This is a genomic window from Pseudomonas fluorescens (assembly GCF_002837185.1).
GTDB classification, from domain to species: Bacteria; Pseudomonadota; Gammaproteobacteria; order Pseudomonadales; family Pseudomonadaceae; genus Aquipseudomonas; species Aquipseudomonas fluorescens_AM.
This window is the reverse complement of record NZ_KZ478020.1, coordinates 31454-57013: the sequence shown is the minus strand read 5'-3', so window position 1 is coordinate 57013 and position 25560 is coordinate 31454. Positions and strand designations below refer to the sequence as shown.

The window sequence follows — 25560 nt, the reverse complement described above, 5'->3', positions numbered from 1 at the left end:
TTTGGGCGCTATCATAGCGCCCGATTGAAGTGTCCAAAATCATTAGGCCAGTTCAGCTTGCCCCCGATGAGGCCCTCAAGAGCGCCACAAACCCCGGCTCAGAACTTATCGAGGGTCTTGAAATGGGTCTCGCGCACCACTTCCTTGGGCTTGTACGCGCAATACCCCGGCCTTGGCCCGATCTTGGGGTGATTGCGGCAGGTATCCGGGCGCTTGTCATAAATAGTGCAGAAGCGCGTCTTACGATCCAGGTACAGGCAATCATTGTTGCTCATGCGCTGCAGGGTAAAAATCTCGGATTTGTTGTTGTAGCGCTCGACGATGCCTTCCTTCTGCAAACGCTTGGCGATGTTCTTCGGTGGGTCGCCGCGCTCGAACTCATCGACGATGCCGATGCGGATCAGGTCCTTGATCTTCACTTCGACCGGCAGCGTGCAGCAGCTGGACACGCAGCCGCCGCACATGTGGGCGGAATATTTCTGCCAGGTCTCGAGACGGTCGAGTTCCGCGGCGGCGATCAGTTGAGGCTTCATCGGGGTTCCAAAAGGTGGGGCTGTATCCGGGCGCGCGATCATACCGGGATTGGTGGTTTTTTGAACAATCTTTTCAGGGTTTCTGCGCGAACGGCGATCGGGCACGACCTCTGCATCAAATTCACGCAACCGTGAATGAGTTAAAAAACTGACGAACCAGAGCGTCTACCGTCTGTCAGACCGTCTAGGCTCTAGCAACTCCTTCTATCTCGCCCGAGGTCGCAATTGATGTCTCAGGAACCACTTGCACGAGAAGCAGAGGTCGCCGCATTTCGCGATGCCGTCTTGACCAAACTCACCTACGCGGTGGGTAAGGACCCGGACCACGCCTTCGACCATGACTGGTTCGAGGCCATTGCCCTGGCCGCGCGCGACCAGATGGTCGATCACTGGATGGACCATACGCGGCGCATCTACCGCAAAGGCCAGAAGCGGGTCTATTACCTCTCACTGGAATTTCTTATCGGCCGCTTGCTCTACGACAGCCTGAGCAACCTTGGCGTGTTGGAGATCGCTCGCGAAGCCCTGTCCGAGCTCGGCGTCGACCTTGAGCGCATCCGCCTGCTCGAACCCGATGCGGCGCTTGGCAACGGTGGCCTGGGCCGCCTGGCGGCGTGCTTCATGGAAAGTATGTCGACCCTGGGCATTGCCGGTCACGGTTATGGCATTCGTTACGAGCACGGCTTGTTCCGCCAGGCGATTGTCGATGGCTGGCAGCAGGAGCAGACCGAACGCTGGCTGGATTTTGGCAACCCGTGGGAGTTCGAGCGCGCCGAAGTGATCTACCCGATCGGTTTCGGCGGCAGCGTGGAAACCCTGGCGGACGCGTCCGGCAAGATGATTCAGGTGTGGTCGCCCAGCGAAACCGTACGCGCGGTGGCCTATGACACCCCGGTAGTCGGCTGGCGTGGCGCCAGCGTCAACACGCTGCGCCTGTGGCGTGCCCGCGCGGTGGAAGACCTGCACCTGGAGCGCTTCAACGCCGGTGACCACTTGGGCGCCGTGGCCGAGGTGGCCCGCGCCGAAAGCATCTCCCGCGTGCTTTACCCGGCCGACAGCACCGAAGCGGGGCAGGAACTGCGCCTGCGCCAGGAATACTTCTTCGTTTCCGCCTCGTTGCAAGACTTGCTGCGCCGCCACAAGAACATGCACGGCTCGGTGCTGAGCCTGGGCGAACACGCCGCCATCCAGCTCAACGACACCCACCCGTCCATCGCCGTGGCCGAGTTGATGCGCCAATTAGTTGACCTGCACGACATCCCCTGGGAGGCCGCGTGGGACGTCACCGTCGAAACGCTTTCCTACACCAACCACACCTTGCTGCCCGAGGCGTTGGAAACCTGGCCTGTCGGCTTGATGGAACGCATGCTGCCCCGGCACATGCAGATTATCTACCTGATCAACGCCCAGCACATCGACTCGCTGCGCGCCAAGGGGGTTCATGACTTCGACGTGCTGCGCGCGGTGTCATTGATCGAAGAAGACAACGGCCGTCGCGTGCGCATGGGCAACCTGGCATTCCTCGGTTCCCACAGCGTCAACGGCGTGTCCGGACTGCACACCCAGCTGATGCGCAGCACGGTGTTTTCCGAACTGCATAAGCTCTACCCGGAGCGCATCAACAACAAAACCAACGGCATCACCTTCCGTCGCTGGCTGTACCAGGCCAACCCCCAGCTCACCAATATGTTGGTAGGCGCGCTGGGCCCGGACATTCTCGACACCATGGAAACGCGCCTGGGCGAGCTGGAAACCTTCGCCGAGAAACAGACCTTCCGCAAAGCCTTTGCCGACCAACGTCTGCACAGCAAGCGGGCGCTGGCCGACATCATCCATGAGCGCCTGGGCATTTCGGTGAACCCGGCGGCGATGTTCGACGTGCAGGTCAAAAGGATCCACGAGTACAAGCGCCAGCTGCTCAATCTGCTACACACCGTGGCGCTGTATCAGGCGATCCGCGCCGAGCCGGAAGTCGATTGGGTGCCGCGGGTGAAAATCTTTGCCGGCAAGGCGGCGGCGAGTTATCACCAGGCCAAGCTGATCATCAAGCTGACCAACGACATCGCCCGCACCGTCAACAACGACCCAACCGTGCGCGGCTTGCTCAAGGTGGTGTTTCTGCCCAACTACAACGTCAGCCTGGCAGAAAGCATCATTCCGGCGGCGGATTTGTCGGAGCAGATTTCCACCGCCGGTTTCGAGGCGTCGGGTACCAGTAACATGAAGTTCGGCCTCAACGGCGCGCTGACCATCGGCACCATGGACGGCGCCAACGTGGAGATGCACGAGCGCGTGGGCGCCGAGCACATGTTTATCTTCGGTCTCAGTGCCCAGCAGGTAGAAGCGCGCAAGCATGCCGGTGAGTTCAATGCCGGGCCGGAAATTGCGGCGTCCCATCGCTTGAATGATGTGCTGCAAGCAATCCGTGGCGGGGTGTTCTCACCAGACGATCCGGGTCGGTATGTGGGCTTGATCGACGGGCTGATCGACTACGACCGCTTCCTGGTGTGTGCCGACTTCGACTCTTACTGGGACGCCCAGGCGCGGGTCGAGGCGCATTGGCACGACTCCAAGGCCTGGTGGCGCTCGGCGGTGTTGAACACGGCGCGGATGGGCTGGTTCAGCTCGGACCGTACCATCCGCGAATACGCCACCGAAATCTGGAAAGCCCTCGACTAACCACCGCAGTACAACATGTGGGAGGGGGCTTGCGCCCGATTGCGCAGTGTCAGTTTACAGAGGTGTCGACTGGCACACCGCTATCGGGGGCAAGCCCCCTCCCACATTCGGTTCTGCGTATATACAGCGTGACACGTCGCGTGATTGGAGATAGCCGTTGCGCCAAGCCGTGAACTCTATTGGCGTTAAATCCTCTGATTAGAGGAAATACGCCCCGACTCGCGTTAAACTGCGCGGGTTTTAAGCCCCCCCCATTCTCCGGAGCCTTCCATGTCCCGCGTTACCTTGAGTCGCTATTTGATCGAGCAGACCCGCAGCAACAACACGCCTGCCGATCTGCGCTTCCTTATCGAAGTGGTGGCGCGTGCCTGTAAGGAAATCAGCCACGCCGTGTCCAAAGGCGCACTGGGTGGTGTCCTGGGCAGCATGGGCACTGAAAACGTGCAGGGCGAAGTGCAGAAGAAGCTCGACGTCATCTCCAACGAAATCCTGCTCGAAGCCAACGAATGGGGCGGTCACCTGGCCGGCATGGCGTCCGAAGAAATGGACAATGCCTATCAGATCCCGGGTAAATACCCGAAAGGCGCGTACCTGCTGGTATTCGACCCACTGGACGGCTCGTCCAACATCGACATCAACGCACCGGTCGGCACCATCTTCTCGGTACTGCGTTGCCCGAACGAATACCTGAGCCAGAACGAAGCCCTGAACGAAAAGGCCTTCCTGCAGCCCGGCACCGAGCAGGTCGCCGCCGGTTATGCGATCTACGGCCCACAGACCATGCTGGTCCTGACCCTGGGCGATGGCGTCAAGGGCTTCACCCTGGACCGCGAAATGGGCAGCTTCGTACTCACCCACGAAGACATCTCGATTCCTGCCTCCACCCAGGAATTCGCGATCAACATGTCCAACCAGCGTCACTGGGAAGAACCGGTGAAACGCTATGTCAACGAATTGATGGAAGGCGAAGAAGGCCCGTTGAAGAAAAACTTCAACATGCGCTGGGTCGCGGCCATGGTGGCCGACGTGCACCGCATCCTGACGCGTGGCGGCCTGTTCATGTACCCACGTGACAGCCGCGAGCCGTCCAAGCCGGGCAAGCTGCGCCTGATGTACGAAGCCAACCCGATGTCGTTCCTGGTTGAGCAGGCGGGCGGTGCGTCCACTGACGGCCACCAGCGCATCCTCGATATCCAGCCCGAAGGGCTGCACCAGCGGGTGGCGGTGTTCCTGGGTTCGAAGGAAGAAGTCGAGCGTGTGACGGCTTATCACAAGTAGGAGCGAGCTTGCTCGCGAAAAGCTGACAGACAACGCGGACATCCAGACAGCCCGCGTCATCATTAACGTTCTTCGCGAGCAAGATCACTCCTACCCTGAGCCCCGAAACGTTTCAGCGTTTTCGGGGCTTTTTTGTTTTCGCTCGTCGGGAACCAGACACCTCTTTTCCCTTCTAAGCTTCTGGCAGATACCCCAGCTGCTTTGTCTCTCCAGGAGCTTTTCCATGTCTTTACGCCGTCTCGCCCTGCTGGCTTTTTGCGTGCTGCTAGCCGCTTGCAGCAAGGTCAACCAGGAAAATTACCAGAAGCTGTCGGCTGGCATGGCCAAGGCCGAGGTGGAGTCGTTGCTGGGCAAGCCGACCGATTGTTCCGGCGCACTGGGCATGTCCAGTTGCACCTGGGGCGATAAAAACAGCTTTATCAGCGTGCAGTATGCCGGTGACAAGGTTCTGATGTTTTCCGGGCAAGGCCTGAAGTAAACCGGGGCGCGAGCCTGCGGGAGAAGAAGAATGATGCGTTTTGTTGTGTTCCTTTGCGCCAGCCTGTTTTTGGCGGGCTGTGCCAGCCATTCTGGCGATGATCTGCAACCCAAGACCGCGAGTCACGTCAACCTCAAGCGTTACCAGGGCACCTGGTATGAGCTGGCCCGCTTGCCGATGTACTTCCAGCGCAACTGTGCGCAGTCCGAAGCGCGCTACACCTTGCTGCCCGATGGCGACATGTCGGTGTTCAACCGCTGCCTGACGCCTGAATGGACATGGCAGGAAGCCAAAGGCACGGCCACGCCGCAGGTGCCGGGCAAGACCGACAAGCTCTGGGTGGAATTCGACAACTGGTTTACCTCGTTACTGCCCGGCGTCGCCAAGGGCGATTACTGGGTGCTGTATGTCAGCGATGACTACAAGACCGCCATCGTCGGCAGCCCGAGCCGGCGTTATATGTGGATCCTGTCGCGTACGCCGACGGTAAGCGCCGAAACCCGTGAAGACCTGCTGAGCAGGGCGCGGCAGCAGGGGTATGACACTACGCGGTTGATCTGGCGTACGTCGGACAAGCAGATGGCGAAGACGTCGCAGTAACCCGGGATCACACAAATCAAAATGTGGGAGGGGGCTTGCCCCCGATAGCGGTGTGTCAGTATCAGATGAGCTGGCTGACACACAGCAATCGGGGGCAAGCCCCCTCCCACATTTGTTATGTGTCGCTTGTCAGCTCAACAAATCCTTCAAGACCTGAGTGAACGCCCGGCTGCTGTCTTCTTCGCCAGCGTGATGCCCATCACGCACCACCCACTGGCCGTTGACCAGTACATCGCGCACTTGCCGATCACCACCGGCAAACAGCCAGCGATTGAGAATCCCGTCCTCACTGGCCGTGGCCATGTACGGATCGTTACCGTCCAGCACGATCCAGTCCGCACGCTTGCCCACTTCCAGGCGGCCAATCGGCTGCCCCAGCGCTTGTGCACCACCGTCCAGTGCCGCATCGAACAGCGTGCGGCCCACCATCGGCTGGTTGTCGCGATACAGACGGTTGCGCCGCTGATCGCGCAAACGCTGGCCGTATTCCAGCCAACGCAATTCTTCCACCACGCTCAGTGACACATGGCTGTCGGAGCCGATACCCATGCGCCCACCCTGGGCGAGGAAATCCACGGCCGGGAAAATGCCATCGCCCAGGTTGGCTTCGGTGGTCAGGCACAAACCGGCAATCGCCCGACTCCTGGCCATACGCGTCACTTCGTCGGGGTCGGCGTGCGTGGCATGCACCAGGCACCAGCGTTCATTCACGTCGACATGGTCATACAGCCACTGCAGCGGGCGTTTGCCGCTCCAGGCCAGGCAGTCGTCGACTTCCTTCTGCTGTTCGGCAATGTGGATGTGCACTGGACAAGCCTTGTCGCTGGCGGCCAGCACTTGCTTGATCTGCTCGGGCGTGACTGCCCGCAGGGAGTGGAAACACAGGCCCAGCTGCTGCGCTGGTTGTGCAGCGAGTATCGGCTGCAAGCGCGCCTGCAAATCCAGGTAGTGTTCGGTGCTGTTGATAAACCGGCGCTGCCCGTCACTGGGGGCCTGGCCACCGAACCCCGAATGCGTATAAAGCACCGGCAGCAGCGTCAAGCCGATCCCGCTGCTGGCGGCTGCCTGGCTGATCTGGCGCGACAGCTCTGTGCGGTCGGCATAGGGCTGGCCGCTGGCGTCGTGGTGTACATAGTGAAACTCGGCCACCGAGGTGTAGCCGGCCTTGAGCATTTCGATGTACAGCTGGCGGGCGATGACCTGCAACTGGTCCGGGCTGATTTTGCCGACCATGCGGTACATCAGGTCGCGCCAGGTCCAGAAACTGTCGTTCGGATTGCCTGCCACTTCGGCCAGGCCCGCCATGGCGCGCTGGAAGGCGTGGGAATGCAGGTTCGGCATGCCGGCCAGTACCGGGCCCCTCAGCCGCTCGGCGCCGTCTGCCGTGGCATTGGCCTCTACCTTCGTCAGCCGGCCATCGGCGCTGATTTCAAGACGTACATCATTGGCCCATCCATCAGGCAGCAGCGCGCGTTCGGCAAAAAATGCGGACATGATCAAGTCACCCCGGTCGTGTGTTTATTTGTATATACATATACAGACGTTTGCCTGCTCGGTAAACTCCGGCAATCTATGCATCTTTTCCTCCTGCAAGGATTCCCTGTGCCGACTCCGCCCGCCAACTCCTCGCTGGCTGCCCACATGGACGAAAGTCCGGCGCCCTTGTATGCCCGCGTCAAACAGATGATCAGCCAGCAGATCCTCAGCGGCAACTGGCCGCCCCATTATCGCGTGCCGTCGGAGAGCGAGCTGGTCAGCCAACTGGGCTTCAGCCGCATGACCATCAACCGCGCGTTGCGCGAGCTGACGGCCGAAGGGTTGCTGGTGCGCATGCAGGGTGTGGGTACGTTCGTCGCCGAGCCCAAGAGTCAGTCGGCGCTGTTTGAAGTGCACAACATTGCCGATGAGATCGCCTCCAGGGGCCATCGCCATGCGTGCCAAGTCATCACCCTGGGCGAGGAAGCGGCAGGTTCCGAACGTGCCGTCGCTCTGGAAATGCGCGAAGGCGGGCGGGTGTTTCATTCGTTGATCGTGCATTTCGAAAATGACATCCCGGTGCAAATCGAAGACCGTTTCGTCAACGCCCTGGTCGCCCCGGAATACTTGCAGCAGGATTTCACCCAGCAAACGCCCTACGCCTACCTCAACCAGGTCGCACCGCTGACCGAGGGCGAGCACGTGGTTGAAGCGATCCTCGCCGATGCTGCCGAATGCAAGCTGCTGCAGATCGAGCCGAGCGAGCCCTGCCTGTTGATTCGCCGGCGCACCTGGTCCGGCCGCCAGCCGGTCACGGCTGCGCGCTTGATTCACCCCGGTTCCCGCCACAGCCTCGAAGGACGCTTCAGCAAATGAGTTCAGTCAACGTCTGGCGCGCCGCCGACTACGTGCGCATGCCGTGGAAGAACGGCGGCGGCAGTACCGAAGAAATCACCCGCGACGCGGGCACCGGCCTGGATGGTTTCGGCTGGCGCCTGTCGATTGCCGATATTGCCGAGTCAGGCGGTTTCTCCACCTTCGCCGGCTACCAGCGCGTGATTACGGTGATCAAGGGCGCGGGCATGGTGTTGACCGTCGACGGTGAGGAACAGCGTGGTCTGTTACCGCTGCAGCCGTTCGCCTTTGCCGGTGACAGCCAGGTGTCGTGCCGCCTGATCACCGGGCCGATTCGCGATTTCAACCTGATCTACTCGCCCGAGCGTTACCATGCGCGCTTGCAGTGGGTGGATGGCGTGCAGCGCTTTTTCAGCACGGCCCGGACGGTGCTGGTGTTCAGCGTGGCGGATGAAGTGACCGTGCTGGGCGAGAAGCTCGGCCATCACGATTGCCTGCAAGTAGACGGTAACACCGGCTTGCTGGATATCTCGGTCAGTGGTCGCTGCTGCCTGATCGAACTGACACAGCGCGGTTAAAAATGTGGGAGGGGGCTTGCCCCCGATAGCGGTGTATCAGCCAAAGATCTGGTGGCTGACACTCTGCAATCGGGGGCAAGCCCCCTCCCACATTTGGTTCGGTGTTGTTTAAAAGATCTGTTTCCAGCTCGTGCACCAATTTGTTACCGAATGCCCCAGCGTGACGCAAAGTCATGCTGTCGTGACTACCTTTCCCCCGTCGTAAATTCCTCTGTAAGAAATTTCATCAAGCCTGGAAGCCTTAATTTCCAAGGCTCCCACGCGCTGTGCAAAAAAATCCAAGCCCCTCTCCCGGAAAGTTGGCCGCTCGATTGCATATGCTTGTACATACAAGTAAAGGTGTGTGCGTAAGACTCTTCTTCGCACCGTCCAAGTCCGCGCATCGATCGCCGAGGAGTCCAGTTGTGACCGATTTTTCGAAAGCAAGGCCTACAAAATACCGTGACGTCGAAATCCGCGCCGCCCGCGGTAACACGCTCACCGCCAAAAGCTGGCTGACCGAAGCGCCGCTGCGCATGTTGATGAACAACCTCGACCCGCAAGTGGCCGAGAACCCCAAGGAACTGGTGGTATACGGCGGTATCGGTCGCGCGGCGCGCAACTGGGAGTGCTACGACCAGATCGTCGAGAGCCTCACCCATCTGAACGATGACGAAACCCTGCTGGTGCAATCCGGTAAGCCGGTCGGCGTGTTCAAGACCCACAGCAACGCCCCACGCGTGTTGATCGCCAACTCCAACCTGGTGCCGCACTGGGCCAGTTGGGAACACTTCAACGAACTGGATGCCAAGGGCCTGGCCATGTACGGCCAGATGACCGCCGGCAGCTGGATCTATATCGGCAGCCAGGGCATCGTCCAGGGCACCTACGAAACCTTCGTCGAAGCCGGTCGCCAGCATTACGACTCGAATCTCAAGGGCCGTTGGGTGCTTACCGCCGGTCTGGGCGGCATGGGTGGCGCACAACCGCTGGCCGCGACCCTGGCCGGCGCCTGCTCGCTGAACATCGAGTGCCAGCAGGTCAGCATCGATTTCCGCTTGAACAGCCGCTATGTCGACGAGCAAGCCACCGACCTCGACGACGCCCTGGCGCGCATCGCCAAGTACACCCAGGAAGGCAAAGCCATCTCCATCGCCCTGCTGGGCAACGCCGCCGAAATCCTGCCGGAACTGGTCAAGCGTGGCGTGCGCCCGGACATGGTCACCGACCAGACCAGCGCCCACGACCCGCTCAACGGCTACCTGCCGGCCGGCTGGACCTGGGACGAATACCGCGCCCGCGCCAAGACCGAGCCCGCCGCCGTGATCAAGGCCGCCAAGCAGTCGATGGCCGTGCACGTCAAAGCCATGCTTGAGTTCCAGAAGCAGGGCATCCCGACGTTCGACTACGGCAATAACATCCGCCAGATGGCCCAGGAAGAGGGCGTGGAAAACGCCTTCGACTTCCCGGGTTTCGTACCGGCCTACATCCGCCCGCTGTTCTGCCGTGGCATCGGCCCGTTCCGCTGGGCGGCGCTGTCCGGTGACCCGCAGGACATCTACAAGACCGACGCCAAAGTCAAAGAGCTGATCCCCGACGACGCCCACCTGCACAACTGGCTGGACATGGCGCGCGAGCGCATCAGCTTCCAGGGCCTGCCGGCGCGTATCTGCTGGGTGGGCCTGGGCCAGCGCGCCAAGCTGGGCCTGGCCTTCAACGAAATGGTGCGCAGCGGCGAATTGTCGGCACCGGTCGTGATCGGCCGCGACCACCTCGACTCCGGCTCGGTCGCCAGCCCGAACCGCGAAACCGAATCCATGCAGGACGGTTCCGACGCCGTGTCCGACTGGCCGCTGCTCAACGCCTTGCTCAACACCGCCAGTGGCGCGACCTGGGTTTCGTTGCATCACGGCGGCGGCGTCGGCATGGGCTTCTCGCAGCACTCTGGCATGGTGATCGTGTGTGACGGTACCGACGAAGCGGCCGAACGCATTGCGCGCGTGCTGCATAACGACCCGGCGACCGGGGTGATGCGTCACGCGGATGCGGGTTACCAGATCGCTATCGATTGCGCCAAGGAACAGGGCCTGAATCTGCCGATGATCAAGTAACCCATGTGGGAGGGGCGGTGCGACGATTCGACTTGCCCCCGATGGCAATGTATCAGCCAGCAGGTCAGGTGACTGAACCACTGCTATCGGGGGCAAGCCCCCTCCCACATTGGATCGGCGGCAAACCCAAGACAATCCATCAGAGGTTGAACAACATGGCTGCGAACGACACCACCCCGTTGATCGAAAGGCGTTCGATCGACTACATCCCGGAAGCGGAAAGACATGGTCGTCTATTGAGCCAGTTCACCCTGTGGATGGGCGCCAATCTGCAAATCACCGCGATTGTCACCGGGGCCCTGGCCGTGGTGCTGGGCGGTGATGTGTTCTGGTCGTTGATCGGCCTGCTGGTCGGTCAACTGATCGGCGGCGGCGTCATGGCGTTGCATGCGGCGCAAGGGCCCAAGCTTGGTTTGCCGCAGATGATCTCCAGCCGGGTGCAGTTCGGCGTGTATGGCGCGGCCATCCCGATCGTGCTGGTGTGCCTGATGTACCTGGGTTTCACCGCCACCGGCACCGTGCTGTCGGGGCAGGCGCTGGGCCAGTTGTTCGGGGTCAGCGACAGCGTCGGCATCCTGATTTTCGCCAGTGTCATCGTGCTGGTCACGGTGCTCGGTTACCGGGTGATCCATTTCATCGGGCGTGTCGCCAGCGTCATCGGCGTGATTGCCTTTGTCTACCTGTTCAGCCGCCTGATGAGCCAGACCGATGTTGGCGCGCTCCTGCAGATCCGTCACTTCAGCTGGAGCAGTTTTCTGCTGGCCGTGTCGCTCGCGGCTTCCTGGCAGATCGCCTTCGGCCCCTACGTGGCGGACTATTCGCGTTACCTGCCGAGCCAGACGTCATCGGTGAAAACCTTCTTCGCCGCGGGCGCGGGCTCGGTGATGGGTGCACAGGTGGCGATGGTGCTCGGTGTGTTTGCGGCCGCCATGTCCAACGGCCAATTCGCCGGGCATGAAGTGGCCTACATCGTTGGCTTGAGCGGTACGGGGGCCACCGCGGCGTTGCTGTACTTCAGCATCGCGTTCGGCAAGGTCACCATCTCCACGCTCAACTCCTACGGCAGCTTCATGTGCATTGCGACCATCATCAGCGGTTTCCGTGGCCGCCTGGAGGTCACGCGTCTGCAGCGCCTGGTGTTCGTGCTCGTCATCGTCGGTACGGCAACCCTGATCGCATTGCTCGGCCAGCACTCGTTCCTCGGTGCGTTCAAGTCGTTCATCCTGTTCCTGTTGGCGTTCTTCACGCCGTGGAGCGCGATCAACCTGGTGGATTACTACTGCATCACCCGCGAACGCTACGACGTGCCGGCACTGGCCGACCCGAACGGTCGCTACGGTCGCTGGAACCTGTTGGGGATCAGCGTCTATGTGTTCGGCGTGCTGGTGCAGTTGCCGTTCATCTCAACCAAGTTCTACACGGGGCCCCTGGTGGCTGCGCTGGGGGGCGTGGATGTTTCCTGGATCATCGGCCTGGTGCTGCCTGCAGCCGTGTATTACGTGTGTGCGAAAAAATGGCACGGCACGGTGCCCGATCATCTGATCCTGCCGAAAGAGCAGGGCGCTTTACTCACAACAGACGGGCTGGCTGCGCAGGCCTGACGGGACGTGGACAAGGCAGGATGCCTTTTGACTGCCGTAATCCATTTCATGATTGGGAGCGTCACATAATGAAAATGCATAAGACCCTGCTGACCACGTTGCTGTCTGCGGGCTTGCTGGCAAGCGCCGGTGCCCAGGCGGCCGGCTGGTGCGAATCCGGCAAGCCGGTGAAATTCGCCGGGCTGAACTGGGAAAGCGGCATGTTGCTCACCGACATCCTGCAAACCGTGCTGGAGAAAGGCTACGACTGCAAAACCGACAGCCTGCCGGGCAACTCCATCACCATGGAAAACGCCCTGAGCAGTAACGACATCCAGGTGTTTGCCGAGGAGTGGGTGGGCCGCAGCGAAGTCTGGAACAAGGCCGAGAAGGCCGGCAAGGTCGTCGGCGTCGGCGCGCCGGTGGTTGGCGCGGTTGAAGGCTGGTACGTGCCGCGTTATGTGATCGAAGGCGACGCCAAGCGCAAGCTGGAAGCGAAGGCCCCGGACCTGAAGAACATCGCTGACCTGGCCAAATACGCCGCCGTGTTCAAGGACCAGGAAGAACCGTCCAAGGGGCGCTTCTACAACTGCCCGGCCGGCTGGACCTGCGAACTGGACAACAGCGAAATGCTCAAGAGCTATGGCCTGGAAAGCACCTACACCAACTTCCGCCCAGGCACCGGCCCGGCGCTGGATGCGGCGGTACTCTCGAGCTACAAGCGCGGCGAGCCGATCCTGTTCTACTACTGGTCGCCGACGCCGCTGATGGGCCAGGTGGACCTGGTCAAGCTGGAAGAAAAGCCCGGTGTGGATAAAAGCGTGAGCATCAAGGTCGGCCTGTCCAAGACCTTCCACGAGCAAGCGCCGGAACTGGTGGCCGTGCTGGAAAAGGTCAACCTGCCCATCGACCTGCTGAACCAGAACCTGGGCCGCATGGCCAAGGAACGGATCGAGTCGCCGAAGCTGGCGAAAATTTTCCTCAAGGAACATCCTGAAGTCTGGCACGCCTGGGTGAGCGAAGACGCCGCCAGGAAAATCGACGCGGCCTTGTAGGTAAAGCGTGTCCGGCTACCCTGAGAGGCAGCCGGACGCCTGGCCTCAACCCACTGGATCGAGAGCACGCTATGTTTCCCGAGAGTTTTACGTTTTCCATCGCCGACTGGGTCAACGGTTGGGTGGACTCGCTGGTCACCAACTACGGCGATGTGTTCCGGCACATCTCCGACACCCTGCTGTGGGCCATCGTCAATCTGGAAGGGCTGCTGCGCGCGGCGCCCTGGTGGCTGATGCTGGCCATCGTCGGCGTCATCGCCTGGCATGCCACCCGCAAGGTGGTGACCACGGCCGTGATCGTCGGTTTGTTGTTCCTCGTCGGCGCGGTCGGCCTGTGGGACAAACTGATGCAGACCCTGGCGCTGATGATGGTCGCCACGGTGATCTCGGTGCTGATCGGCATTCCCCTGGGCATCCTTTCCGCGCGCAGCAATCGCTTGCGCTCGGTGCTGATGCCGTTGCTCGACATCATGCAAACCATGCCCAGCTTCGTGTACCTGATCCCGGTGCTGATGTTGTTTGGCCTGGGCAAGGTGCCGGCGATTTTCGCCACGGTCATTTACGCTGCGCCGCCGCTGATCCGCCTGACCGACTTGGGCATTCGCCAGGTCGACGGCGAAGTCATGGAAGCCATCAACGCTTTCGGCGCCAACCGCTGGCAGCAACTGTTCGGCGTGCAACTGCCGTTGGCGCTGCCGAGCATCATGGCGGGTATCAACCAGACCACCATGATGGCGTTGTCGATGGTGGTGATCGCCTCGATGATCGGCGCCCGTGGCTTGGGTGAGGACGTACTCGTCGGCATCCAGACCCTCAACGTCGGGCGAGGCCTGGAAGCCGGTCTGGCGATCGTGATTCTTGCAGTGGTCATCGACCGCATTACCCAGGCCTATGGTCGTCCACGGCATGAGGCGAGCAAATGACTAGCGTCAGCAAAATCGAAGTCAAAAACGTCTTCAAGATCTTCGGCAACCGCTCCAGGGAAGCGCTGGCGCTGATCGGCCAGGGCAAGACCAAGGACCAGGTATTGGCCGAGACCGGCTGCGTGGTCGGCGTGAACGACCTGTCCCTGAGCATCGCTACCGGTGAAATCTTCGTGATCATGGGGCTGTCGGGCTCCGGCAAATCCACGCTGGTGCGTCACTTCAACCGCCTGATCGACCCCACCAGCGGCGCGATCCTGGTGGATGGCGAAGACATCCTGCAGCTGGACATGGAAGCCCTGCGTCAATTCCGTCGCCACAAGATCAGCATGGTGTTCCAGAGCTTCGGCCTGTTGCCCCACAAGAGCGTGCTCGACAACGTCGCCTATGGCCTGAAAGTGCGTGGCGAGACCAAGCAGGTCTGCGCCGAACGCGCGCTGCACTGGATCGAAACCGTGGGCCTCAAAGGCTATGAAAACAAATACCCGCACCAGCTCTCCGGCGGAATGCGTCAACGTGTGGGCCTGGCCCGCGCCTTGGCCGCCGACACCGACATCATCCTGATGGACGAAGCCTTCAGCGCCCTCGACCCGCTGATCCGCGCCGAGATGCAGGACCAGTTGCTCGAGCTGCAAAAGACCCTGCACAAGACCATCGTGTTTATTACCCATGACCTCGACGAGGCCGTGCGTATCGGTAACCGCATTGCGATCCTCAAGGACGGCAAGTTGATTCAGGTCGGCACGCCGCGGGAGATTTTGCACTCGCCGGCGGATGAGTATGTGGACCGGTTTGTTCAGCGGCGGGCGGCGGTGGTCTGATCCGGGTTTGGTGCTGAGGCTGCTGGCCTCATCGGGGGCAAGCCCCCTCCCACACTTGAACGTATTCACAGATCAAAATGTGGGAGGGGGCTTGCCCCCGATAGGGCCGGTAAGGCTGCAAAAGAATTGAAGAAGGTACAAAGATGCCCCAGGCAACAACAATCATCATCGCCGACGCCCCACTGCGCTGGCAGGACGTCGCCGCCGTCGCCCGCCACGGCGCAGTGCTCGAGCTCTCGAGCCACGCCTGGGCACGGATCGACAATGCCCAGGCCGTCGTGCAGTGCATCGTCGCCAGCGGCGAACGCGCGTATGGCGTGAACACCGGCCTGGGCGCGCTGTGCAACGTGTCGCTTGAGGGCGCGCAACTGAGCCAGTTGTCGCGCAATACCTTGCTCAGCCACGCCTGCGGCGTCGGCCCGGTATTGAGCGACGAGCAGACCCGCGCGATCATCTGCGCCGCCATCATCAACTACAGCCACGGCAAATCCGGCCTGCATCGGCAAGTGGTGCGGGCGCTGCTGGCACTGCTCAATCACGGCATCACGCCACAGGTACCGTCCCAGGGCTCGGTGGGCTATCTGACCCACATGGCCCATATCGGCGTGGCGCTGCTCGGTGTCGGCAACGTCAGCTATCGCGGCCAGGTTGTGACCGCGCAAGAAGCCTTGGCCGCTGAAGGTTTGCAGCCGGTGGTACTCGGCGCCAAGGATGGCCTGTGCCTGGTCAACGGTACGCCGTGCATGACCGGCCTGAGCTGCCTGGCCCTGGCCGATGCGCATCACTTGCTGCAATGGGCCGACGTGATCGGCGCCATGAGCTTCGAAGCCCAGCGCGGCCAGATCGATGCGTTCGACGCAGAGATCATTGCCCTCAAGCCGCACCCAGGTATGCAGCAAGTGGGCAACAATCTGCGTGCGTTGCTCGACGGCAGCGAGGTGATCGCTGGCAGCAAAGGCATCCGTACCCAGGACGCCCTGAGCATCCGCTCGATCCCGCAGATCCATGGCGCGGCGCGCGACCAGGTGGCGCACGCCACCCGTCAGATCGAGACCGAACTCAACAGCGCCACGGATAACCCGCTGGTGCTCGGCACTCCGGACAATTACCGCGTGGTGTCCCAGGCCAACCCCCACGGCCAGTCCGTGGCGCTTGCGGCCGACATGCTGGCCATCGCCATGGCCGAGATCGGCTCAGTGGCCGAACGCCGCCTGGACCGCCTGATCAACCCGCACGTCAGCGGCCTGCCGGCGTTCCTGGTGAGCAACCCCGGGGTCAACTCCGGAATGATGATCGTGCAGTACGTCGCCGCGTCCTTGTGTGGGCAGAACCGCCAGTTGGCGCAACCGGCGGTGCTCGACAATTTCGTCACGTCGGGCCTGCAGGAAGACCACTTGAGCATGGGCACCAATGCCGCGCTCAAGCTGCATCAGGTGTTGCTCAACGTTACCCAGATTCTCGCCATCGAATACCTGCTGGCGGCCCAGGCGTTCGAGTTCCTCAAGGGCCAGCGCTTCGGCGCCGGCACCGACCGCGCCTGGCGCCTGCTGCGCGAAGTGGTCCCCGCGTATGAGCAGGACCGCTGGCTGGCGCCGGATATTGCAGCGGCTGCCACGCTGCTCAAAGACACTGCACTACCGAATTTGCACTGAGCACTTACTCAAAAGAAGTAGAACAATTCACAAGGAGAACGAATGTGACTGCGCTAAACCTGATTCCAGGCCAACTGAGCCTTGCCCAACTGCGGGCCATCTACCAGCAGCCGGTAACCCTCAGCCTGGATGACAGCGCCACGGCGCAGATCGAAGCCAGTGTTGCCTGCGTGGAGCAGATTCTCGCCGAGAACCGCACCGCGTATGGCATCAACACCGGTTTCGGCCTGCTGGCCTCGACCCGCATCGCCAGTGAAGACCTGGAAAACCTCCAGCGTTCCCTGGTGCTGTCCCACGCTGCCGGCGTGGGTGAGCCCATCAGCGATGCGCTGGTCAGGCTGGTCATGGTGCTCAAGGTCAACAGCCTGAGCCGTGGGTTCTCCGGGATTCGTCGGCAGGTGATCGACGCGCTGATCGCGCTGATCAACGCCGAGGTGTACCCGCACATTCCGCTTAAAGGGTCGGTCGGTGCATCCGGTGACCTGGCGCCGTTGGCCCATATGTCCCTGGTGCTGCTCGGCGAAGGCAAGGCGCGCTACAAGGGCGAATGGCTGGAGGCGAGCGACGCGCTGAAAGTCGCCGGCCTCACGCCGCTGACCCTCGCCGCCAAAGAAGGCCTGGCCCTGCTCAACGGCACCCAGGTGTCCACCGCCTATGCCTTGCGCGGCCTGTTTGAAGGCGAAGACCTGTTCGCCGGCGCCCTCGCGTGCGGTGGCCTTACCGTGGAAGCGGTGCTCGGCTCGCGCTCGCCGTTCGACGCGCGGATTCATGCCGCACGCGGCCAACGTGGGCAGATCGATGCCGCTGCGGCCTATCGCGATCTGCTCGGAGAAAGCAGCCAGGTGTCCCAGTCGCACCAGAACTGCGACAAGGTGCAAGACCCTTACTCCCTGCGCTGCCAGCCGCAAGTGATGGGCGCCTGCCTGACCCAGTTCCGCCAGGCCGCCGAGGTGCTGGTGGTCGAGGCCAATGCCGTGTCGGACAACCCGCTGGTGTTTGCCGCTGAAGGCGATGTGATTTCCGGCGGTAACTTCCACGCCGAGCCGGTGGCCATGGCGGCCGACAACATGGCGTTGGCGATTGCCGAAATCGGCTCGCTCAGTGAGCGCCGTATCTCGTTGATGATGGACAAGCACATGTCGCAACTGCCGCCGTTCCTGGTGGGTAACGGCGGGGTCAACTCCGGCTTCATGATCGCCCAGGTCACCGCTGCGGCGCTTGCCAGTGAGAACAAGGCACTGGCCCATCCCCATAGCGTCGACAGCCTGCCGACGTCGGCCAACCAGGAAGACCACGTGTCCATGGCCCCGGCTGCGGGCAAGCGCCTGTGGGAAATGGCCGAGAACACTCGTGGCATTCTTGCCGTGGAGTGGCTCGCCGCCTGCCAGGGCCTGGACCTGCGCGACGGCTTGAAAACCTCGCCAGCGCTTGAAAAAGCCCGTGGCCTGCTGCGCGACAAAGTGGCGTTCTACGACAAGGACCGCTTCTTCGCCCCGGACATCATCGCCGCCAGCGAACTGCTCGCCAGCCGCTGCCTGAACGAGCTGGTGCCGGCCAGGTTGCTGCCAAGCCTGTAACCCACCGCCGCCCCGCTGTAGGAGCAAGCTTGCTCGCGAAAATCACCAACGATGACGCGGGAAACCTGACACCCCTGGGCGTTCTCAGGTTTTTCGCGAGCAAGCTCGCTCCTACGGGAGAGGTCGTTTTTTCTCGGGATAAAAATAACTAGGGAAGAGAAATGCACCAGCCAGAAAAAGGTTTGAAACGCGGGCTCAACGCCCGACATATTCGCTTCATGGCACTCGGTTCCGCGATCGGTACCGGGCTGTTCTACGGCTCCGCCTCCGCCATCCAGATGGCCGGCCCCTCCGTGCTGCTGGCCTACCTGATCGGCGGCGCCGCAGTCTTCATGGTGATGCGCGCCCTCGGCGAAATGGCCGTGCACAACCCCGTATCCGGCTCCTTCGGCCACTACGCCAGCACCTACCTGGGGCCCATGGCCGGGTTTATCCTCGGCTGGACCTACGCCTTTGAAATGATCATCGTCTGCCTGGCCGACGTCACCGCCTTCGGTATCTACATGGGCTTCTGGTTTCCCGAGGTCGCCCGTTGGGTCTGGGTGCTGGGCATCGTGTTTCTGATCGGTGGCCTGAACCTGTGCAACGTCAAAGTGTTTGGCGAAATGGAGTTCTGGCTGTCGCTGCTTAAAGTCGGCGCCATCGTGGCGATGATCCTCGGCGGCTTCGGCATCATGCTGTTCGGTATTCATTCGGCCGGTGAAACCCAGGCTGCCGGCCTGAGCAATTTGTGGGCGCATGGCGGTTTCATGCCCAACGGCATCGGCGGCTTGATCGCGTCCTTCGCCGTGGTGATGTTTGCCTTCGGCGGTATCGAAATCATCGGCATCACCGCCGGGGAAGCCAAGGACCCGCAGCGCGTGATCCCCAAGGCAATCAACGCCGTACCGCTGCGCATTCTGCTGTTCTACGTGCTGACCCTGTTGGTGCTGATGGCGATCTACCCATGGCCGCAGATTGGCAGCCAGGGCAGCCCGTTTGTGCAGATTTTCAGTAACCTGGGGATCGGCTCGGCGGCGACCATCCTCAATATCGTGGTGATCTCGGCGGCGGTATCGGCCATCAACAGTGACATCTTCGGCGCCGGCCGCATGATGTACGGCCTGGCCCAGCAAGGGCAGGCGCCCAAAGGGTTCGCGCAATTGTCCAGGCATGGCGTGCCGTGGATGACTGTGCTGGTGATGGGGGCTGCGCTGCTTGGCGGCGTGGTGCTCAACTACCTGATCCCGGAAAACGTGTTCCTGCTGATCGCCTCGATTGCCACCTTCGCCACTGTGTGGGTGTGGCTGATGATCCTGTTCACTCAGGTCGCCATGCGCCGCTCGATGAGCAAGGAGCAGGTCGCCGAACTGAAATTCCCGGTGCCGTTCTGGCCCTATGCGCCGGCAGCGGCCATTGTGTTCATGCTGTTTGTGTTTGGCGTGCTCGGTTACTTCCCCGACACCCAGGCGGCCTTGATGGTCGGTGCGGTATGGATCGTGCTGCTGATCGTTGCCTACCTGCTGTGGGTCAAGCCCGCTGCCGGGCAAGCGGCCAAGGTTCATTACGAACCGGCCTTGTCTCATCGATAACTTAGGGAGGCGTTGATGAAAACCCTTTGGCAACACTGTCACGTCGCAACCATGGCCCAGGGCAAATACTCGATCATCGAGGATGCTGCCATGGTGACTGCGGGTTCGCTCATCGAGTGGATCGGCCCGCGCAGCCAAGCGCCGACAGCCGATTACGCCCAGGTGCATGACCTGCAAGGCGCGTGGGTCACGCCTGGACTGATCGACTGCCACACCCACACCGTGTTCGGCGGCAACCGCAGCGGCGAATTCGAGCAGCGCCTTGAAGGCGTCAGCTACGCCGACATCGCGGCCCAGGGCGGTGGTATTGCCAGCACCGTGCGGGCCACGCGTGCCGCGACGGAAGATGAATTGTTTGCCAGTGCCGAAAAGCGCCTGCGCAGTCTTTTGCGCGACGGCGTGACCACGGTAGAGATCAAGTCCGGCTACGGCCTGGACCTGGCCAACGAACGCAAGATGCTGCGCGTGGCGCGGCGCCTGGGTGAAGCGCTGCCGGTGAGTGTGCGCGCCACCTGCCTGGCGGCTCATGCGCTGCCGCCGGAGTACAAGGACCGCGCCGATGACTACATCGAGCACATCTGCAATGAAATGCTGCCGGCCCTGGCGGCGGAAGGGCTGGTGGATGCGGTGGATGCGTTCTGTGAATACCTGGCGTTCTCCACCGAGCAGGTCGAGCGCGTGTTTAAAGTTGCCCGGCAACTGGGCTTGCCGGTGAAGCTGCACGCCGAGCAACTCTCGTCGCTGCACGGTTCCAGCCTGGCCGCGCGTTATCAGGCGTTGTCGGCGGACCACCTGGAGTTCATGACCGAGGAAGATGCCATCGCCATGGCCGCTGCCGGCACCGTTGCCGTGTTGCTGCCAGGCGCTTTCTACTTCCTGCGCGAAACCCAATTGCCGCCGATGGACGCCCTGCGCAAGCACGGTGTGAAGATTGCCATCGCCAGCGACCTCAACCCCGGCACCTCGCCGGCCCTGTCGGTGCGCCTGATGCTGAACATGGCCTGCACCCTCTTCCGCATGACCCCGGAAGAAGCCCTGGCCGGCGCCACGCAACACGCGGCCACCGCGCTGGGCATGGGCGACACCCATGGTTCGCTGGAAGTGGGCAAGGTCGCCGATTTTGTCGCCTGGCAGATCGATCGCCCCGCCGACCTGGCCTATTGGCTGGGCGGCGAGCTGGATAAACGCGTCGTACGCCATGGCGTCGATGTCACTGTTTAACTGCCTTTGTGAATAGGGAGCATTGTTGTGGAGAAGGTTCTGACATTCAAACAAGGCCGCGTACCGCTGCTGATCAGCATGCCCCACGCCGGCCTGCTTCTGACGCCTGCGGTCGAAGCCGGGTTGATCCCCGAGGCGCAAAGCCTGCCCGACACCGATTGGCATATCCCCTTGCTGTATGACTTTGCCGAAGCATTGGGCGCCAGCACGTTGTCGGCCGAGTACTCGCGGTTCGTCATCGACCTGAACCGGCCATCCGATAACACGCCGCTCTATGCGGGCGCCACCACCGGCCTGTACCCGGAGACGCTGTTCGATGGCGTGCCGTTGTTCCGCGAAGGGCAGACACCGTCCGAGGCCGAGCGCGCCACTTATCTGCAAAAAATCTGGGGCCCGTATCACCGCACGCTGCAGGAAGAACTGGCGCGCCTCAAGGCCGAATTCGGCTACGCGTTGCTGTTCGACGCGCATTCGATCCGCTCGGTGATCCCGCACCTGTTCGACGGCAAATTGCCGGACTTCAACCTCGGCACCTTCAATGGCGCTGCATGCGATCCAGAATTGGCCGGCCAGCTGGAAGCCATCTGCGCCCAGCATCCCCAATACAGCCATGTGCTGAATGGGCGCTTCAAGGGCGGCCACATTACCCGGCATTACGGCGACCCGGCGCAGGATATCCATGCGGTGCAGTTGGAGTTGTGCCAGAGCACGTATATGGAGGAGTTCGAGCCGTTTCGCTATCGCGAGGACTTGGCCGCGCCGACGCGGGTGGTGTTGAGGCAGTTGCTGGAAGAGTTCGTGGCTTGGGGGCAGAAGCACTACCCGTAATCTTTGGGGCTTCTGCAATAGCTTTCGCGAGCAAGCCCGCTCCCACATTGTTGACCGCGTTCAGCCTTCCAAATGTGGGAGCGTCTCTACCCCGATGACGCGCTGACAGTCGTCTCAGTGCAATTGCCGGTCGCCACAGGTCGCTTTGATCGCGGGCCGGCTGGGTAAGGTGGTGAGTAGGGCGCACCAGACGCCACTCCCCACAATAAGCTGCCGCGTGAGACCTCTTTCATGAAACGACTTTCGTTGATCCTCTGCGGTGCCGCCTTGCTCAGTGGCTATGTGAGCAGCTATGCCACGGCCGCTGAACCGGCCTCCTGCAAAACCGTGCGCATGGGCGTGGTCAGCTGGACCGACGTGGTCGCCACCTCCGGCATGGCCGACGTGTTGCTCAGCGGCCTGGGCTACGACAGCAAACAGACCAGCGCCGTGCAGCAGATCATCTTTGCCGGTATCCGCGACAAGCGCCTGGATATCTTCCTCGGCTACTGGAAACCGGCGATGGACAACAATATTTCGCCGTTCCTGGCGGCCAAGCAGGTCAAGGTGTTCGGCACACCGAGCCTGGCCGATGCCCAGGCTACCCTGGCGGTGCCGCAGTATGTGGCCGATGCCGGGTTGACGACGTTTGCCGATATCGCCCGTTTCAAGGACAAGCTGGGTGGCAAGATCTATGGCATCGAGCCCGGCAGCGGCGCCAATACCGATATCCAGAAGATGATCGACACCAATCGCTTTGGCCTGGGCGGCTTCAAGCTGGTGGCCTCTGGCGAGGCGGGCATGCTCGCCGCCGTGCAGCGGGCGGTGAATCGCAAGGAGTTCGTGGTGTTTGTGGGGTGGACGCCTCACCCGATGAACATCAACATGAACATGGCCTACCTCACCGGCAGTGAAGATGTGTTCGGCCCTGATGAAGGTCGCGCCACGGTGTCTACCGTGACCGCTCCGGATTTTGCCGAGCGTTGCCCGAATGCCAACCGGTTGCTCACCAATCTGAGCTTCACCGCCGCTCAGGAAAGCCAGTTGATGGTGCCGATCATGGCGCGTCAGTCGCCGCAGGACGTCGCCAGGAAATGGCTGCGCGACCATCCCGAGGATCTGCAGCGTTGGCTGGCTGGAGTCACGGCGTTCGATGGCCGCGATGGAGTAGCGGCCGTCCAGGCGTACCTGAAACCCTAAGTCAAATGAAAATCAAAATGTGGGAGGGGGCTTGCCCCCGATGACGTCGGGCCAGTCGACACAGGTGCTGGCTGATATACCGTTATCCCGCTATCGGGGAGCAAGCCCCCTCCCACACTTGATCTTCACTGTGAGAGAGGCAGCGCATGTACCCGATTTCTCCGCAGCTGGCGGCCTTCGTCGAGAAAACCGAGTCGTTCACCAGCGACGACTCTTCCTTGGCCAGTCTGCGCCAGGCTTATGAGCGCATGTGCCAGGCCTTCACGCCGCCCCGCCCGCGCGGGCAGCAGCTGTCGGACTTCAATCTTGGTGGGGTGTGGGTGCGCAGCTATCAATCGAGCAACCCCACGCCAACCGGCGGCTGGCCATGTCTCCTTTATATGCACGGTGGCGGTTGGGTCGTCGGTGGCTTGGACTCCCATGACTTCATCTGCTGTGAATTGGCTGAAAAGCTCCACGTGCTGGTGATCGCCATCGACTACCGGCTGGCCCCAGAGCATCCGTTTCCGGCGGCCTACGAGGACTGCCGGGCGGTATGGAAGGCGATCCAGGCCGGCGAGGGGCCGCATGTCATCAATCTGAAAAGGCTGGTGGTGATGGGCGACAGCGCCGGCGGTAACCTGGCGGCGGCGTTGTGCCTGGGGCTACGAGACGACCGACAACCAATGCCCCGCGCCCAAGTGCTGGTTTATCCAGGCCTGGGTGGCCCCGCCGACTTGCCTTCGCGCCGTGACTGCATGGATGCACCCTTGCTCAGCAGTGCCGACACCGATGACTACCTGGCGTTGTACCTGTGTGGCACGGGCAAACCCTCGCCATACGCCATGCCTCTGCTGGCCGAGGTGTTCAGTGGATTACCCAAGGCCCTGATCGCCGTGGCCCAGTTCGACCCGCTGCGCGACGATGGCAGGCTTTACGCCGAGCGTCTGCAAGCGGCGGGCGTGGACACCGTTCTGTACCCCGGCAAGGGGCTGGTCCATGGCTGCCTGCGTGCACGCGGCCAAGTGGAAGAAGTCGACCACCTGTACCGTTATCTGCTGGATTACCTGGATGGCGAGCTGCTGACACAGGTCTAAGCGTTCAAGGACATGCTCATTGCACAATTCGGGTTTATGATGCCTGACGGCAGAATAATAGACGTCCCCCCAGGGATGAACCCGACACCCCACGGAGCGCGCAATGCAGACTTGGTACCCGCAGATCAAACCCTATGCCCGGCACGATCTGGCAGTCGATGATGTTCACACCCTGTACGTCGATGAAAGCGGCTCCCCCGAGGGCCTGCCTGTGGTGTTCATCCATGGCGGCCCCGGCTCCGGTTGCGACGCGCAGAGCCGTTGCTACTTCGATCCGAACCTGTACCGCATCGTCACCTTCGACCAGCGCGGTTGCGGACGCTCCACTCCCCGCGCCAGCCTTGAAAACAACACCACCTGGGACCTGGTCGCCGACCTTGAGCGCATCCGCGAGCACCTGGGTATCGACAAATGGGTGCTGTTCGGTGGCTCCTGGGGGTCGACGCTGTCCCTGGCTTACGCGCAAACCCACCCCGAGCGTGTGCATGGCTTGATCGTGCGCGGCATTTTCCTGGCGCGCCCTCAGGACATTCGCTGGTTCTACCAGGAGGGCGCGAGCCGGCTGTTCCCGGATTACTGGCAGGACTACCTGGCACCGATCCCGGTGGAAGAGCGTCACGACATGATCGCGGCGTATCACAAGCGTCTGACCGGCAACGACCAGATCGCCCAGATGCATGCGGCCAAGGCCTGGTCCGGCTGGGAAGGGCGCATGCTGGGCCTGTGCCCAAGCCCGCAGCATGTCGAGCGCTTCTCCGAGCCGCAGCGTGCCTTGTCCATCGCCCGCATCGAATGCCATTACTTCACCAATAACTCGTTCCTGGAGCCTGACCAGCTGATTCGCGATATGCACAAGATCGCCCATCTGCCCGGGGTCATCATCCACGGCCGCTACGACATGATTTGCCCGTTGGATAACGCCTGGGAGCTGCATCAGGCCTGGCCGAACAGTGAGCTGCAGGTGATCCGCGAGGCGGGGCATGCCGCGTCCGAGCCTGGCATTACCGATGCGCTGGTCCGCGCAACCGGCGAAATGGCACGACGCCTGCTTGATTTGCCGCCTGAGGAAGCATGAAGGGCTTGTTGCAACGGGTGCGCGGCGCCCGTGTCGAGGTGGCCGGCGAAATAGTCGGGGCAATTGATCAGGGTTTGCTGGTGCTGGTGGCCGTCGAACCTTCAGATACGCCTGAAAGCGCCGACAAACTGCTGCATAAGCTGCTTAACTATCGGGTGTTCAGCGACGATGAGGGCAAGATGAACCTGTCGTTGAAAGACATCGACGGCGGTTTGCTGCTGGTGTCGCAGTTCACCCTGGCGGCGGACACCAAAAGCGGGCTGCGGCCGAGCTTCTCCACGGCGGCCCCGCCGGCCCTCGGAGCGACGCTTTTTGATCATGTGTTGTTACAAGCGCAACAATTGCATGGCAAGGTGGCATCAGGGCGTTTTGGCGCAGATATGCAGGTGCATTTGGTCAATGATGGCCCTGTGACCTTTCTGTTACAGACCTGAA

22 protein-coding genes are annotated in these 25560 nt (G+C 61.8%); 20 read left to right on the top strand and 2 right to left on the bottom strand.

The annotated features are described in order from the left end of the window. Positions 1-98: 98 nt before the first annotated feature. Complete coding sequence (locus CIB54_RS23580; protein ID WP_065950091.1) at positions 99-533, bottom strand: YkgJ family cysteine cluster protein; 435 nt, start codon at positions 531-533, stop codon at positions 99-101. Positions 534-761: 228 nt separating this feature from the next. Between CIB54_RS23580 and CIB54_RS23575 the strand changes: the two genes are divergently transcribed. The 4 genes from CIB54_RS23575 to CIB54_RS23560 all read left to right on the top strand — a co-directional run bounded on the left by CIB54_RS23575 (position 762) and on the right by CIB54_RS23560 (position 5568). Beyond that, complete coding sequence (locus CIB54_RS23575) at positions 762-3212, top strand: glycogen/starch/alpha-glucan phosphorylase (RefSeq protein WP_065950092.1); 2451 nt, start codon at positions 762-764, stop codon at positions 3210-3212. Positions 3213-3482: 270 nt separating this feature from the next. Then, positions 3483-4490 (top strand): class 1 fructose-bisphosphatase, encoded by a 1008-nt coding sequence (locus CIB54_RS23570; RefSeq protein ID WP_065885744.1) that lies wholly within the window; start codon positions 3483-3485, stop codon positions 4488-4490. A gap of 223 nt (positions 4491-4713) precedes the next feature. Next, positions 4714-4968, top strand: a complete 255-nt coding sequence (locus tag CIB54_RS23565) for a lipoprotein (RefSeq protein WP_033897714.1) — start codon at positions 4714-4716, stop codon at positions 4966-4968. A gap of 30 nt (positions 4969-4998) precedes the next feature. Next, positions 4999-5568 (top strand): lipocalin family protein, encoded by a 570-nt coding sequence (locus CIB54_RS23560; protein ID WP_065950093.1) that lies wholly within the window; start codon positions 4999-5001, stop codon positions 5566-5568. A 129-nt stretch (positions 5569-5697) separates the two neighbouring features. On the opposite strand, the gene CIB54_RS23555 is transcribed toward CIB54_RS23560, so the two are convergent. Then, on the bottom strand, positions 5698-7062 hold the full coding sequence (locus CIB54_RS23555; protein ID WP_101221108.1) for a formimidoylglutamate deiminase: 1365 nt from the start codon (positions 7060-7062) through the stop codon (positions 5698-5700). Positions 7063-7209: 147 nt separating this feature from the next. Between CIB54_RS23555 and hutC the strand changes: the two genes are divergently transcribed. From hutC to dtd, 16 genes are all read left to right on the top strand, one after another. After that, positions 7210-7920, top strand: a complete 711-nt coding sequence (gene hutC, locus CIB54_RS23550) for a histidine utilization repressor (protein WP_232790604.1) — start codon at positions 7210-7212, stop codon at positions 7918-7920. Then, a complete protein-coding gene (locus CIB54_RS23545; RefSeq protein WP_065950096.1) occupies positions 7917-8477 on the top strand; it encodes a HutD/Ves family protein in 561 nt (186 codons plus the stop codon). Before hutC ends, CIB54_RS23545 begins: the two co-directional genes overlap by 4 nt. Before the next feature lie 404 nt (positions 8478-8881). Further along, the gene (gene hutU / locus CIB54_RS23540) at positions 8882-10567 is read left to right on the top strand and encodes a urocanate hydratase (RefSeq protein ID WP_101221106.1); all 1686 of its coding nucleotides are present in this window, start codon (positions 8882-8884) and stop codon (positions 10565-10567) included. A gap of 155 nt (positions 10568-10722) precedes the next feature. After that, a complete protein-coding gene (locus CIB54_RS23535) occupies positions 10723-12168 on the top strand; it encodes a purine-cytosine permease family protein (protein WP_065950099.1) in 1446 nt (481 codons plus the stop codon). Positions 12169-12236: 68 nt separating this feature from the next. Then, a complete protein-coding gene (locus tag CIB54_RS23530) occupies positions 12237-13202 on the top strand; it encodes an ABC transporter substrate-binding protein (protein WP_065885737.1) in 966 nt (321 codons plus the stop codon). Between the two features lie 71 nt (positions 13203-13273). Further along, positions 13274-14125, top strand: coding sequence for an ABC transporter permease (locus CIB54_RS23525; RefSeq protein WP_065885736.1), 852 nt, complete (start codon positions 13274-13276; stop codon positions 14123-14125). Then, positions 14122-14946, top strand: coding sequence for a quaternary amine ABC transporter ATP-binding protein (locus CIB54_RS23520; RefSeq protein ID WP_057724461.1), 825 nt, complete (start codon positions 14122-14124; stop codon positions 14944-14946). Before CIB54_RS23525 ends, CIB54_RS23520 begins: the two co-directional genes overlap by 4 nt. Before the next feature lie 143 nt (positions 14947-15089). Beyond that, on the top strand, positions 15090-16598 hold the full coding sequence (hutH, locus tag CIB54_RS23515) for a histidine ammonia-lyase (RefSeq protein ID WP_101221105.1): 1509 nt from the start codon (positions 15090-15092) through the stop codon (positions 16596-16598). Positions 16599-16642: 44 nt separating this feature from the next. Then, the gene (hutH, locus tag CIB54_RS23510; protein WP_065950101.1) at positions 16643-18175 is read left to right on the top strand and encodes a histidine ammonia-lyase; all 1533 of its coding nucleotides are present in this window, start codon (positions 16643-16645) and stop codon (positions 18173-18175) included. Between the two features lie 161 nt (positions 18176-18336). Next, positions 18337-19746: an amino acid permease gene (locus tag CIB54_RS23505; RefSeq protein ID WP_101221104.1), complete on the top strand. Its 1410-nt coding sequence runs from the start codon at positions 18337-18339 to the stop codon at positions 19744-19746. 15 nt (positions 19747-19761) lie between these two features. Then, positions 19762-20967 carry an imidazolonepropionase gene (hutI, locus tag CIB54_RS23500; protein ID WP_065950103.1) on the top strand — a complete coding sequence of 402 codons (1206 nt, stop codon included), beginning with the start codon at positions 19762-19764 and terminating at the stop codon, positions 20965-20967. Between the two features lie 27 nt (positions 20968-20994). Next, positions 20995-21795, top strand: a complete 801-nt coding sequence (hutG, locus tag CIB54_RS23495) for an N-formylglutamate deformylase (RefSeq protein WP_101221103.1) — start codon at positions 20995-20997, stop codon at positions 21793-21795. Between the two features lie 231 nt (positions 21796-22026). Further along, entirely contained in the window at positions 22027-22974 is a 948-nt protein-coding gene (locus CIB54_RS23490) for a choline ABC transporter substrate-binding protein (RefSeq protein ID WP_101221102.1), read from the top strand. Positions 22975-23120: 146 nt separating this feature from the next. Beyond that, positions 23121-24050, top strand: coding sequence for an alpha/beta hydrolase (locus tag CIB54_RS23485; RefSeq protein ID WP_065950106.1), 930 nt, complete (start codon positions 23121-23123; stop codon positions 24048-24050). A gap of 103 nt (positions 24051-24153) precedes the next feature. Further along, a complete protein-coding gene (gene pip / locus CIB54_RS23480; RefSeq protein ID WP_065950107.1) occupies positions 24154-25125 on the top strand; it encodes a prolyl aminopeptidase in 972 nt (323 codons plus the stop codon). Next, positions 25122-25559, top strand: a complete 438-nt coding sequence (gene dtd / locus CIB54_RS23475) for a D-aminoacyl-tRNA deacylase (RefSeq protein WP_065950108.1) — start codon at positions 25122-25124, stop codon at positions 25557-25559. Before pip ends, dtd begins: the two co-directional genes overlap by 4 nt. Position 25560: the final 1 nt, after the last annotated feature.